Genomic DNA, 13,532 nt, shown 5'->3' with positions numbered 1-13,532 from the left:
CACGAAAGGGTGATCGCTCACCCCGTCGCAATTGACGCCTTATCGGAAAGAAATGGGCTTTCTACGGGGAGTTGTGCGCAGAGCGGAACCTGAAGGGTGCGGACGGTCGTCATCGGACCCTGCTACGCAGGGTCGTGAGCAGATACGCGCAGAGCAGAGCTGTCAGCGACAACGTCAGCGCCCCGCCCACGGGTTGGGCGATCACCCGCGCCGCCGCGGACAGATAACGCTCTCCCCCGAAGGGCCACTGCAGCAGGAACACCTTCCGCAACCGCATCGGAAGGCCTTCCGCGGTCGGCACGGCAGGCCCTTCCAAAGCCTTGTGCACGAGGGGTACGACGAGAATCGGTACGGCGACGACCGCGGCGAGCCCTGCCGTGGTGGACCGGAAGATGCCCGCGGCCAGGACACCGGCCCAGGCGCACCCGACGACCAGACCGGTCCAACTCGCGCTCATCGAAAGCCAGTCGGCGGGAACCTGTGCGAGCTCCCGTCCGTAGACGAGGTAGAGCACTTCGGCGTCGCAGCCCACCGTGAGGAAGGCCAGCAGCAGCGCGGTGGCCGCGGAGACGAGGAGCTTCGCGACGAGCAGCCCCATCCGGCGGGGCACGGTGCCGCGGTCCGCCGCCAGGGCAGGGTGGCGGAACTCGTCACCGAAGGCGAACGCCCCGAGAAGTCCCGCGCCGAGCGCCGCGGGTGGCAGGGGCAGTTCCCGGGGCCACGCGGCCAGCAGGCGCGGCTGCGGGGTGTGACCGATGCGAGCCAACAGCAGTGCGGTGAGGGCGGACACGACGAGCACGGCGGCCCCGGTCAGAAACCCGGTGCCGACACCGACGGCGCGGCGCAACTCGTAGCGGAGCGGGCGCAGCGGGCTGGGAGCCGAGCGGACGGAGATGGGAGGCGGGAGCGGGGACAGGGCGTCGAGGGTGAGGGCTCGGGAGGGGCGTGCGCGGGGGTGAGTACCGGCCGCCTCTTCGGGGTCGACGAGGGGAACCAGTCGGGAGGGGGCGGGGCTTGTCGTACGGGGGCCGGCAGCGGCTGTGTGGGGCTCGTACGGCGGGTGGGGTTCGATCGCGGGTGTCGGCTCTTCGGCATCGGGCGGCTCGGCCGGCGCTGCGGTGTCCGGCACCCGCGGCTCATCGATGGGTTCCGGCTCACTTCGGAGAGTCGTTCCGGCACCAGGCCCCATGTCCCCGATCTCGTCCGCGAGTTGGTGTACGAGGATGTCGTGCCGGAACGCCGTCTCGCCGACGTCGGCGCATGTACTGCCGTACACGGAAAGGCGGTTGCCGTCCTCCCGTACGACTTCGACGGAGCAGTGCGCGGTGCGGGCCTCCTTGGTGAGGAAGGCGGCGAGGCGGGCGGCGTGCGGGCTGCGGACGGCGACGCGGGGGCGCAGTCGGGTGCGGGCGAAGTCTCCGGCCTCCTGGTCGGCGACGAGTCTGCCCTGTTCGAGGGTGACGACCCGGTCGGCGCTGCGAGCGGCTTCCTTGGGTTCGGCCGTGGTGAACAGGACCGTGCCGCCCTGGGCGGCGTGTGCGCGCAGCATGCCGTACAGCCAACGGCTTTCGCGGGCGGAGAGGGCGTCCGCGGGTTCGTCCAGCACGAGGGTGTGCGGGTCGGACAGGAGGGCGCACGCGAGGCCGAGGCGACGGTCCATGCCGCGCGCGAGGCTGCCCAGGCGCTCGTCGCGCAGGCTGACGAGGCCGACCACTTCGAGGACCTCGTCGGCGCGCCGGGCCGGAACGCCCGCCGCGGCGCACAGCATTCGAAGGTGGCCGCGGACCGATCGGGCCGGATGTCCCGGCACGTCGCCCAGGAGTACGCCGACCTCGCGCGAGGGGTGGGCGATGCGGTGCAGGGGGCGGCCCCTGAAGTAGGTGATTCCACGTCCCTGTTGGAGTTCGAGCATGAGCCTGAGCGCGGTCGTCTTCCCCGCGCCCGGTGCTCCGAGAAGCGCGGTGACACGCCCCGCGCGTACCTCGAAGGAGACGTCGTCGACGGCGGGCGGATGCTCCTTGCGGGCGTTGCTGGTCAGTCCGAAGGCCTGGATCACCCACAGCAAGATAGCGCGCTATGTCCGTTTTTTCGGGCACCGAACGGCCCGCTCCGCAACGGTTGATCGCCTCGGTCGAGATGCTACGGCGTCACACCTCGGGGCGCAGCATCGGCGGGTTGAGCAGTGTGGCCCCTCCGGCCCTGAACAACTGCGCAGGGCGGCCGCCCTGACGGGTCGTCGTACCGCCGGTCGGGACGAGGAAGCCGGGCGTGCCGGTCACCTTGCGGTGGAAGTTGCGCGGGTCCAGCGCCACGCCCCACACCGCCTCGTAGACACGGCGCAGCTCACCGACGGTGAATTCGGTGGGGCAGAACGCTGTGGCCAGGGACGAGTACTCGATTTTCGAACGGGCGCGTTCCACCCCGTCGGACAGGATCTGTGTGTGGTCGAAGGCAAGCGGCGCCACCGGATCGCCGTCGCGCCCGAACCCCGCTTGCTGTAGCAGTTCCTCGACCGGCGCCCAGCGCGCGTTGCTGGCGTCGCCGCCGGCGCGCGGGGCGGGCAGGTCGGGAGCGAGTGCGAGGTGGGCGACGCTGACCACCCGCATCCGCGGGTCACGCTTGGGGTCGCCGTAGGTCGCGAGCTGTTCCAGATGCGCTCCGTTGTCCTGGACGGGGACCGCCGGATCGTGGGCGCGCAGTCCCGTCTCCTCGGCCAGTTCGCGCGCGGCGGCCTGCGACAGATCCTCGTCGGCCCGCACGAAGCCACCGGGCAGCGCCCAGCGCCCCTGGAACGGCGGCTCGCCCCTGCGTACCGCCAGCCCGCACAGAGCATGGCGGCGCACGGTCAGCACGACCAGGTCCACGGTGACGGCGAAGGGCGGATACGCTGACGGGTCGTAGGACATGCGGCGATCATAGTCGTCTGCCTGACGATAAACACTCCCTTCGCCGGTACCGCCATGACTGATCCACTTCGATGCGATGCGCGGCTCGCCCTCCGCTTCCGACCGTCGGCCGATGTGGCCTTGTACGAGGTCACGCTCCCAATTGCAGGCCGTCAGCGGCCTCCTCGACCATGGCGACACCGAGGCGGCCGACCCGTACGGAGAAGGGTGCGCCCGCGATCCGCAGCCCTGTCAGGCCGATCTCGCCCAGGGGCGCGCTGCGTACCGGGCGGAGGGTGACCGTCCGGGCGGGGGCGTCGGGGCGGATCCCCGCGAGGGTGGTCAGCAGCAGCACTCCGGCGGCCGCTGCCGTCGCCGCCGGGCGGCAGGCCGCCGGATGGGGAAGGGGAGCACTCCCGTCCGTGCGCTGCTCCCCCGCGTACATCTCGGGGAGCCTGTGTCCGAACGCCTCGGCCGCGGCGAGGACCCCCTGCAACAGCGAGGCCGCCTCCTTCTCGTAACCGCCGGCGGCCAGGCCCGCGACGGCGATCACCGTCTCCGACACGCGTACGGCTCCGCCCCGGTGACTGAACGGGTTGTACCCCGGCTCCTTCACGCCCAGCCCACGCAGTCCCCAGCCCGAGTCCATGGCCGGGCCGCCGAGCAGTCGGGCGAGTTGTTCGGCCCGCGCCTTGTCGAGGAGGCCGGGCGCGTGCTCGCCGCCGCCCAGCAGCCCGGTGTCGAGGAGATGGGCCGCCGTGGCACCGAGGTGCGGTACGAGGCGTCCGTCCGGAACTCGGGCCGCTGCCGGGCGGCCGCCGCCCAGGTCCCCGATCCAGAAGTCCGTGCGGAACGCGGTGCGCAACTCCTGTGCCCACTGCCGCAGATCGGCACCGCCGGGTCTGTCGAACGCGTCGAGCAGATCGGCTCCGAGCAGCGCCGACCGGTGGGCGTGAGCCTGTGTCTCGCAGCGGACGGGGCCACTGGGATGCGGGTCACGCAGATACGTACCGTCGCCCACGGTGGTCCGCAGCCAGGTCAGGCAGCGCTCGGCGGCCGGCAGTAACTCCTCCGTCTCCTGCTCCGGGAGCCCCCAGCGGCGGGCCTCCGCCAGAACCACCGGGAAGAGCAGGGTCGCCTCTGTCCCCGTGCAGCCCGGTGGCAGATGGGCGCCGGCATCGCGGCGCGGTCCGGGGATCATTCCGAACTGCGCTCCAGGGCCCGGGAGTTGGGTCCGCGCAAGGATCCGCAGCGTGCCCGCGGCGAGCCGCGTGCCGAGGGGCAGCGTCATACGGGCCGCCGTGAGCGACTCCGCCGGGGCCAGGCCGCAGCGCCAGGGTGCCCCGGCCGCGAGGTGCGTGTCGGAGGGATGCGCGGGGTCGCGCAGCAGCAGTGCCCTGAGATCCTCGATGCTGGTCCGCAGCAGCGCCTGGACTCGGTGGTCGTCACCGGTCGCCCGTGCAGAGGCCAGGGGGCTGGTCGCCGCGTGGCCCACGGCCCGGACCGGTCCCGCACCGTCCGGCCGTACCCGGAGTTCGATGCTCGCCGTACCTCCCGGTGGCAGTTCGAACTCCCAGCGCAGCAGTCCCGCGGAGGCCAGTGCGTCGACGGGCGGCGGGTCGGCGGTGACTGTTGAGTTCCCGGTGGCACCGGACCAGCGCAGCCCGGAGTCGTGCACGCTGCCGGGCAGTTCGGGTCCCGTGCTGCCCGCGGCGATGGCGCCCAGGTCCGCCAGGTCTGTGCCGAGCGCCACCTCGACCGGCAGGCGCAGGGGGCGCCAGGACAGGCTGCGCAGCGTGATGCGCTCCGTACCGTCGGCATGTCGGGTCCGCTCAACGACGAGGTCCGGGTCCGGGCCGCAGTCGGGCGACACCCGCAGGGTTCCCACGAAACGGGCACGGTCGGCCGCCGTCATCCTGGCCTGTACCGCCAGCGGTTCACGTCCGGCCACCCGCACCTGGCAGCGGGAGAGGATCCGCCGACCCGCGCGGTAGAACCCCTCCAGTCCCCGGCCGTTCAGCTGACCTTGCTCGGTCGACACGGCGAGGCCCGGGAGGGCGACACAGATCAGGGTGGTGTGGGTGGGAGGTAGTTCGATCGAACGGCGAGGCGCCGGGCGAGGTGTGGATGACACCGAGCTTTGAGGTGGGGAGAGGGAGGAGGACTGGAGTGGGGACGGGGGTGAGGAGGGCGGTGGGCGACGAATTTGGCCGGGCGCCAAGGCTTCCGCCGGTCGACGAGATGTCCGGTCGGCACGACTCGCGTTCCCGGGTTGCTCAGGATGGCCGGTGCGCGTGTACGGCAACGGGCCGGTGCCCCGGCTCGGGGACGACTCCGGGACACCGGAGCCAGGGCGGTCATCGGCGGCGGAGGGCGGCGTCGGCTGATGCATGGGCGGCTTCTTCTGCGCTCTGTGCGCCTCGGACGTGTTCGGCGCCGGACGGAGGGTCCCGGGAGGACAAGGGCTGTACAGCGACACGACCCGTTCAGGCGTTCCGCCACTCAGGTGAACGGATCCGGGCTCCTCCTGGTCACGCCCGCGGCCTGGGAAGCCGACCGAATGGCGGCGGAGCGAAGGAGACGGACAGGGAACGCCAGTTGCCCGTCGTTGGCCGCCGACGACCCGGCGCACAGCCCATCGGCCGCACGCGCCACTTCCTCGCGCTGTGTGCGTGTGCCCTGCGGCCAGCGCGGTACCAGCTCGCGCACCCAGGAGAGTCACCACCTGTGGGGTCGCCACCCGGAACCCGAGGACCTTGCGGAACCAGACTCCGAACACACCACGCCGTCCGCCTGACCGAGGGGGTTGCCCGGCACTCCCCCTACGCTTGATCATCCGTCCCCCTCAATGCCGTTGCTCCCCGGCCGCGGCCTCTCCGAGCAGGTGTCGTAGCGCCGCGAACCGCTCTTCCCTGAGGCGCGTGAACGCGAACTGCCGGGGCGTGCGGTGCCCTGCGCCGGTGTGCGGGGGCGGGACCCGTCCGGCCCCGACCGACGGCCGTCCGCTCCTGAGGGGCGAGGACGGCCCTCGGCTTCGTCGGCGGTACGCGCCCGGCGCCGACGACGGGAGCCCGTAGGTGATGCCACCGGTGCCGGAGCGTCGTCGGGATCGCTCGCACCCTGCGGTAGGGAACCGTCGGCGACCTCCGCGTCGCCCGGCTCATCGGCCTCCACTCCTGCACGACCCACCCGTTCCGCGCGCAGGCAGCGGCGGATCGACTCCGGGTCCAGGCCCTCGTTGCAGGCCTGATGCAGGAGGCGGGCGAACAGGTAGTCGGGATCCGCACCCAGGGCCATGGCCAGTGCCTCCCTGGCCTCCAAGTCGTCGCCGGTCGACCTTATCTGCACTAACGCGGCTACTGGGGGTCCTGGCTTGTGCACGCTCAGACACTGACCGGAGTTAGCTAAGGCCGTCATCCGCAAGAAGCTCCAGGAGATGCTTACTGCATGCGACAGGAGAGCTGGCGTCCGAGCGTTCTCGCGCACGCCCGCCAGGTCGGCATGAGCAACACAGCCTTCCGCCGCAACTACCTCGACATCGGGCTCCGCCGTTCGGAGCAGGTGAAGTCCACCTCCGGCGCCCCAGCGAATGCGACGGCCTCACTGCCGGAGACGCGAAGATCCGCCGCCGGAACCCAGAACTGCCGCCTGCCGGGCGACGGTTCGAGGCTCTGGGCGCCGCACGACAATTGATCAAGCTGCTCTTGCATTACGGCGGACATCACCCACAGCCGAGTGGGTGGTAGGCCGCGGGTCAGGCGATCGCACAGTGCCAACTCGCGTGGCGAGTCGACTCCCAAGCAACCCGTCGTGCGAAGAATGAACGCCAGCGGGGACGCGGTACATGTCTATGGGGGCGCACGGCGGCGTTCAAGCAGGGCTTCCTCGTCATGTCCAAGCAGACACGGCTCGCAAACCTCTCTGCTTTCGAAGGGAAATCGCAATGGGAGCCATCGCCAGGTTGCTAGGCAAAGAGCCCTACAACAACTGGCCCAGGAGTCACGACAGATTCCGCAGCGACATGTCGAAAGCCGCCGGTATCGGAGTAGCCCGCATCCGCTGCCACCGCAACACCTGGGTCTATCTAGAGGAAAACGTCCCCTGGGCAACCGTGCGGCCTGGCACCGCATTCTACCCACCGACCGAGGACGAGGTCATCCCCGAGAAGGACGGCATGGTCACCGTGGCACTGTCCGGCACCACCCTCGCCGCAGTCCTCCACTTCTGCCACGACATCCAGATCCACCTGCTGAGGAAAGCTTGGACCGATCTGGACCGTGCCATCGGACGACGCGTCGGCTCAGCGATCTCCCAGGCCCTGCTCAACGCGACCCCCTCAAGCGACGAGGACCGGCCGACCACGGTGATCTACCTCGACGACCGGATCGCTGAGAAGGTCATTACCGCGTAGATGACACGCTGGCTGCCACTCGAGCTGCGCCGGAAGCGATCACACCGTCACCATGCTGCGTCTCAAAGCCCGAGACCGGCGACTCCGCGAATCGCCCACCCTCGCCCTGCAAAAGCTCCACGAGCTAGACCAACTTTGACGACCCCGTCCAGGGCGTCTACTTCACAAACACACCCTTTACTGGAGCAAGATCGGAAACGGTCGGCGGGGGCGGCCCGGATCGCGGCGTGACCTTCCGAGCTACATGTCGCTGTATCTTCAGCGGTAAATGGCGCACTGTCCCTCGCCCAGGGCGTTGGCGCAGCTCGACAATTACCTTGTGCTGTCAAGTGAAGGTGAAGGTGCTAGACGTTGTTCTGGCAACCCTCAGTAGCCGTCTGCTGCAGACGGCGCATGGGGGGGTTTCCGCTGGCCGCGTGCGCAGAAGCGGTCAGCTTCGGCCACAGCTCCGTGATCTGCGGCTGTAGCACTCGGATCAGTCTGCTGGCCTGAGCTTTCGTAGCCACTTGAGGAAGTTCACGAGGCGAGCGTTCTGATCGTCCAGAAGCGGATCAGGACTGAAGTGCATGACTTCATTTCGGATCTCTCGCACCGAGTCCAGCGCCTTAATGAAAGTGCTGCGATCCACCTGCCATCCCAGCTTTTCCCAGCGGTTGGGATGCTCCAGGAGGCGCATATATTCGCCCATCGACAAGTCATCAGCCGACGTAAGTCCCGCCTTTCTCTCCTCTTCCTCCGGGGCAACACACGCCTTCAGGTCATCAATCTCAAACGAGCCGTCAATTATCTTGCGCAACCGCCTTTCGATCTCCGCAAGCAGAAAGAACGGAGATGCGAGCAGGGAGAATTGATTACTGAGGTCCGCCGTAGTGACGATCCCTTGAATCTTCCCGTCACGACTTTGAACGAATACATATCCAAATTCAATGATTTTTGGAATATTTCCGAGAAGATCTTCCTTGGATTTGACCACAGGTGCCGAGACGATGGCGTCCCGCAGGGTGCAGTCAGGGTTGGTGAGTATGGCTTGCGCAATTGACTCCCAGCTGACCGCCCCCTGGTACGAGCGCTCTCCGCTCATTACAGCCAACTGAGAATAATCGTCAGCCATCATTTTCGACTGAGCTTTGACTAGGGAATCATTGGGAGTGACGGAGGCGACACCCGAATTGGCGGACTCCAGACTGCCGAGCGTGAGGCCGACTGGCTTCTCGGGCACCAGTTCATCCTGTGGGAGGTCATCCGAATCGTCCGGTTGGGGGACCGCCACAATCTGCACGCTTCCACCGAGCCAGCCCTCACCCAAGGGAGGAAAGGTGGTCAGCCCTTCCTTCTGCAGGGCTGCGGCAATGGAGTCAAGTATCCGCTGCCCTCGACGCTTTGCGTCCCAATAGCCCAGGAGATCCGTTATTCTGATCTGAATCGGATCTTTTTTACTTTGCTTCTTGGCCTCTTTGATGAGTTCTTCATATTCCATCCCTATTCTCCATTTTCCATTGGGGCGATTCCCTGTCGCGAAAACAACAAATATCACCGACCTGCAGCAATGTGGCCTGGCCCACTGGTCAGCTTTCCTGTCCGACCGGTTCGGCAGCGGCGCCTTCGCGGTGCGTGCGGAGTTCCCGGTAGAGAGTGGAGCGGCTGACGCCGAGGCCGGCGGCGACCTGCTCGGGGATCGCGCCATCCTTGATCCGCTGAGCAGCTCCGACTCGGGTAGTCGCGTCGAGCTTCGCCGGGCAACCGGCCGGCAACCCGCGGGGCCTCTTGGGACGCGCGGGCGCCAGCGGTGCGCTCCAGCATGTAGATCCGCCCCATCTGCGCGAACATCGCGAGCAGCGCGATGGCCATGTCGACTCCGGGCCCCGGTTCACTGTTGTCCACGGCGAGCTTGTCGCCGAGCGTGCGCAGGAAGATGCCGCGTTCAGTGAGGTCGTGCACGAGGTTCAGGGTCTCGCGCATGTCGCGGCCCATCCCGTCCAGGGTGAGCACGTTGATGCGGTCACCGGGCCGGGCGAAGCCGAGCAGTGCAGTCAGGCCCTCGCGGTCCATGTTCGCTCCGGTGCGCTTGTCGACGTAGATGTGTTCCTCGGCGACTCCGGCGGCACGCATCGCGTCGATCTGCCGCATGAGGTCCTTTCCAGTGGTAGCGACCCTGCAATACGCGAGATCCATGCGGCTCATTATCCCATTATCTGACGCTGCGGCATGGATATGGCACTGGCAGTCGGCCGCCGGACCGTGATCAGATTCCTACAGGTCGGCCTGTGTCAAAAGGTGGTGTCACAACGCAGCGTCAGAACCACGCTTATGGCACCGGGTCAGAGCTGCCCCGTCTCGCCACGATCACGTTCGACGACGGCGAGAGCGAGATTGGTTCGGACGGCTTCTGTGATTGGGTGGCCCTCGCCCAGTACCTGAATCATGGCGACGAGGGCATGCTCGTACAGGGGGATGGCCTGTTCTAGGTCTCCCGCCGACTCGTAGGCGGTGGCGAGGTTGCTGCGGGCGGTCAGGGTGGAGCGGTGGTCCTCACCTAGCACCCGTGCGGTGTCAGTGAGGGACTGCTCCAGCAGCGGGATCGCCCGCCCCAGATCTCCCGCCGACCAGTAGGCGGCGGCGAGGTTGTGGCGTGTGGCCAGGATGTCGGGGTGGTTTTCACCGAGCACCCGCAGCCGGTCGGTCAGGTTTTGCTCGTGCAGTCCGATCGCCCACCCCAGATCTCCCGCCGCCGAGTAGGCGGTGGCGAGGTTGTGGCGGGAGCGCAAAGTGGAGGGGTGGTCTTCACCCAGCACCCGCACGGTGTCGGCCAGGTTTTGCTCGTGCAGCCCGATCGCCCGCCCCAGATCTCCCGCCGACTCGTAGTCGCTAGCGAGGTTGATGCGGGAGTGCAGGGTAGAGAGATGGTCTTCACCCAGCACCCGCACGGTGTCGGCCAGGTTTTGCTCGTGCAGCCCGATCGCCCGCCCCAGATCTCCCGCCGCCGAGTAGGCGGTGGCGAGGTTGTGGCGGGAGGTCAGGGTGTCGGGGTGGTTTTCACCGAGCACCCGCAGCCGGTCGGTCAGGTTTTGCTCGTGCAGCCCGATCGCCCATTCTGGGTTGCCCGCCAACGTGTAGGCGGTTGCGAGGTTGTTGCGGGAGCTCAGGGTGTCGGGGTGGTCTTCACCCAGCACCCGCACGGTGTCGGTGAGGGACTGCTCGTACAGCGAGATCGCGCGCTCCAGATCTCCCGCCGACTCGTAGGCGCTGGCGAGGTTGCTACGGGAGGTCAGGGTGTCAGGGTGGTCCTCACCCAGCACCCGCAGCCGGTCGGCCAGGTTTTGCTCGTGCAGCCCGATCGCCCGCCCCAGATCGCCCGCCAACGCGTAGGCGCTGGCGAGGTTGCTACGGGAGGCCAGGGCGTTGGGATGGTCTTCACCCAGCACCCGCACGATGTCGGTGAGGGACTGCTCGAACAGCGGGATCGCCCGCCTCAGATCTCCTGTTGCCCCGTAGGCGGTGGCGAGGTTGTTGCGGGAGGCCAGGGTGTCGGGGTGGTTTTCACCGAGCACCCGCAGCCGGTCGGTCAGGTTTTGCTCGTGCAGCCCGATCGCCCGCCCCAGATCGCCCGCCGACTCGTAGGCGCTAGCGAGCTTGCTGCGGGAGGCCAGGGTGTCGGGGTGGTCCTCACCCAGCACCCACAATCGGTCGGTGAGGGACTGCTCGAACAGCGGGATCGCCCGCCCCAGATCGCCCGCCGACTCGTAGGCGCTAGCGAGGTTGCTACGGGAGGCCAGGGTGTCGGGGTGGTCCTCACCTAGCACCCGCACGGTGTCGGTCAGGTTTTGCTCGTGCAGCCCGATCGCCCGCCCCAGATCGCCCGCCGCCGAGTAGGCGGTGGCGAGGTTGTTGCGGGTGGTCAGGGTGGAGCGGTGGTCTTCACCTAGCACCCGCACGGCGTCGGTGAGGGACTGCTCGAGCAGCGGGATCGCCCGCCCCAGGTCCCCAGCCGACGTGTAGGCGCCCGCGAGGTTGTTGCGGGAGTGCAGGCTGTTGAGGTGGTCCTCACCTAGCACCCGCATCGTGGCAGTCAGAGCGCGTCGGAGGTGGCTGATCGCGCGGGTGAGCTGGCCGTGGTTGTTGAGGAAGAGCCCGGTGAGGCTGAGGAGATGCGCGGTGGCGTGGGTGTCGGTGTCCTCGGTCGTGTGGTCGGCGAAGGCATCGATGTGGGGGAGCAGGCTACGCCAAGCGGGCCAGGCATCTGGGGTGTGCAAGGCGGCGGGGATGGCGGTGTCCAGCTGGGTGGTGGCGTGGGTGCGGGCCTGGTCGACGAGGTTGGGAGTGCGGTGGCGGTCGGCGGGGTCGGGGGTGCGGGCGAGGGCCTGGACTAGTCGGTGGACGGTCAGGGTGTTGGTGGCGGGGTCGGGAGTGATCATGCTGTAGGCGGTCAGGAGGCCTAGCGCGGCGTTTAACGTCGGCGGGTCGGCGAGGCCGTCCAGGAGGGTGACGGGAATCTGGTCAGGTGCGTACCAGGCCAGCAGGCGCAGCAGGTCGGCGGCTTGGGGCCGAAGAGCAGTGATCCGGTCCAAGGTGACGTTCCAGATCTTGGCGATGGTGGTTTCATCCGGGGTGACGACGGCGCTGTCGCCATACATCTGCGCCGGGTACTCATTGAGAAGCGCGAGGTAGGCGCGGGGGGTGGTGAGCGGATTCTGCGCGAGGTAGGCGGCTGCCTGTTCGATGGCCAGGGGGAGGTGGCCCAGTTCGGCGCACAGTTCGGCGGCGCCGTCCAGGTCCCGGGGGCCAGCGTGGCTGGCAATGCGGGTGAGCAGGTCCAGGGATTCGGCTTCATCCAGAACGTCCAGGCGCACGATCGTGGTGACGTTGTGCCAGGCGGTGGCGAGCCTGCTGGTGATCAGGAAGCGGCCGCTAGTGGGCCGCGCGAGCAGAGGGGCGATGTCGGCCGGGTCGTTGACGTTGTCCAGGATCAGCAGCCAGCCGGTGTGGCTGGCCAGCCACTGCAGGGCACGCTCGGCCAACGCCTCCGGCGAGAGCGCATCGGGCAGGCCCGATTCCAGAGCGGTGGCCAGTTCGACCAGGCCCTCCTGGACGCTGGTGGCACTGTAGGCGTTGATCCATCGGACCGGGACACAGCCGTGGGTGCGGGTGGCAGCCCAGTGGGCGGCCAGGGTGCTCTTGCCGATCCCGCCCAGCCCGTGCACAGCCTGTACCACCACCCCGCCCGGAGCCGCCAGCGCGGCATCCAACCGGTCCAGTTCGGTCGTACGCCCGACGAACAGCCTTGGCCGCACCGGCAGGTTGTCCAGTCCGGCCGGAGCCTTCACCTCGGCGGGTGGCCGAACCGCCCCGGGCGGTAGGTACACCACCCTGGCACCATCCCCGGTCAGCACTGGGGCGTTACTGTCACCCCCGATGGCGGCGGCCCGCTCGGCGCTTGCCTCCACCCGTGAGCTGGTGGCGGGTGGTTCCGGTTGCGTACCGGGGCGCTGGAACGGCCACTTCACGGGTGGGCACCGCCACGCTGGTCGCCAGTGGACAGCGGGCCGGAGTTGGTTCCGCCGATGGCGATCCCACGGTTCCCGGACGCGGACACCGTATCCGGAGCCGGCGGAGAGGCGGGGTGCGGTCCGGCAGGAGGCTGGGCGGGGGCGGGCTGGGAGGTTGTGGTGGTGTCGCCGGTGGAGACGGGGGCCCGGTTGTCCCCCCCGATGGCGACGGCGCGCTCAGCCGTGGCCATCACCGAGTGGCCGGAGGTTCCGGTCGACGGGGCCCGGGTGGCGAAACCCTGGCCCCACAGCACGGCCAGCGAGCCCAGCACCGCGCCGAGCGCAGCGGCCAGCGACCAGCGGATCGCGGGATCCTTCAGCAGAGGCGGCAGCACGATAGCCCCGCACAGCCATGCTGGCACCGCGAAGGCCGCGGCCGTCACCAGCCCCGCCACCACCCATCTGGCGTTCCGTCCCATGTCGCCCCCAACCGCGCTGAATATCCGTGTCCGCCATCACGATGGCAGCAACACTCCGGCCCTGACCCGCCCTTGCGCACAGTGACTGGACCAGACCGGGCCCGCGACGCTCAGGGCCGCTTGGAGCTGGGACGCAATGGCCGATATCCGGCCGGGTCGAGCTTGGCGAGTTCGGTGTCGGGGCCTCCCCCTGAGTGGTGGACACGCTGATACTGGATCTGCTTGATCCGGAGGAAGCGAGAAGACCGCCGATGGCGATGAAGGACTACTCGGA

9 protein-coding genes and 1 pseudogene are annotated in these 13,532 nt (G+C 68.6%); 2 read left to right on the top strand and 8 right to left on the bottom strand.

The window, feature by feature from the left end:
- Positions 1 to 109 precede the first annotated feature (109 nt).
- The 4 genes and pseudogenes from AB0I69_RS46650 to AB0I69_RS46635 form a co-directional block, all read right to left on the bottom strand.
- Positions 110 to 2,056, bottom strand: coding sequence for an ATP-binding cassette domain-containing protein (locus AB0I69_RS46650; protein WP_363101936.1), 1,947 nt, complete (start codon positions 2,054 to 2,056; stop codon positions 110 to 112).
- Between the two features lie 91 nt (positions 2,057 to 2,147).
- Complete coding sequence (locus AB0I69_RS46645) at positions 2,148 to 2,906, bottom strand: NUDIX hydrolase (protein ID WP_363101935.1); 759 nt, start codon at positions 2,904 to 2,906, stop codon at positions 2,148 to 2,150.
- A 130-nt stretch (positions 2,907 to 3,036) separates the two neighbouring features.
- Positions 3,037 to 5,277, bottom strand: a complete 2,241-nt coding sequence (locus AB0I69_RS46640; protein ID WP_363101934.1) for a glycogen debranching N-terminal domain-containing protein — start codon at positions 5,275 to 5,277, stop codon at positions 3,037 to 3,039.
- A gap of 440 nt (positions 5,278 to 5,717) precedes the next feature.
- Positions 5,718 to 6,221, bottom strand: a pseudogene (locus tag AB0I69_RS46635) (DUF4192 family protein); the annotation flags it as partial.
- A 111-nt stretch (positions 6,222 to 6,332) separates the two neighbouring features.
- Here AB0I69_RS46635 and AB0I69_RS46630 point away from each other — a divergent pair.
- The gene (locus AB0I69_RS46630; protein WP_363101933.1) at positions 6,333 to 6,578 is read left to right on the top strand and encodes a hypothetical protein; all 246 of its coding nucleotides are present in this window, start codon (positions 6,333 to 6,335) and stop codon (positions 6,576 to 6,578) included.
- A 250-nt stretch (positions 6,579 to 6,828) separates the two neighbouring features.
- A complete protein-coding gene (locus tag AB0I69_RS46625) occupies positions 6,829 to 7,296 on the top strand; it encodes a hypothetical protein (protein WP_363101932.1) in 468 nt (155 codons plus the stop codon).
- Positions 7,297 to 7,771: 475 nt separating this feature from the next.
- Here the strand turns inward: AB0I69_RS46625 and AB0I69_RS46620 are convergent, their stop codons facing one another.
- From AB0I69_RS46620 to AB0I69_RS46605, 4 genes are all read right to left on the bottom strand, one after another.
- The gene (locus AB0I69_RS46620) at positions 7,772 to 8,773 is read right to left on the bottom strand and encodes a CBS domain-containing protein (RefSeq protein ID WP_363101931.1); all 1,002 of its coding nucleotides are present in this window, start codon (positions 8,771 to 8,773) and stop codon (positions 7,772 to 7,774) included.
- A gap of 53 nt (positions 8,774 to 8,826) precedes the next feature.
- A complete protein-coding gene (locus AB0I69_RS46615) occupies positions 8,827 to 9,468 on the bottom strand; it encodes a recombinase family protein (protein WP_363101930.1) in 642 nt (213 codons plus the stop codon).
- 146 nt (positions 9,469 to 9,614) lie between these two features.
- Positions 9,615 to 12,659, bottom strand: a complete 3,045-nt coding sequence (locus AB0I69_RS46610) for a tetratricopeptide repeat protein (RefSeq protein WP_363101929.1) — start codon at positions 12,657 to 12,659, stop codon at positions 9,615 to 9,617.
- Between the two features lie 134 nt (positions 12,660 to 12,793).
- Positions 12,794 to 13,258: a hypothetical protein gene (locus tag AB0I69_RS46605; protein WP_363101928.1), complete on the bottom strand. Its 465-nt coding sequence runs from the start codon at positions 13,256 to 13,258 to the stop codon at positions 12,794 to 12,796.
- Positions 13,259 to 13,532 lie beyond the last annotated feature (274 nt).

The organism is Streptomyces sp. NPDC050508, from assembly GCF_040655155.1.
Lineage (GTDB): Bacteria > Actinomycetota > Actinomycetes > Streptomycetales > Streptomycetaceae > Streptomyces.
Note: the sequence above shows the minus strand (reverse complement) of the source record. Positions and strands in the feature narration are given on the sequence as shown.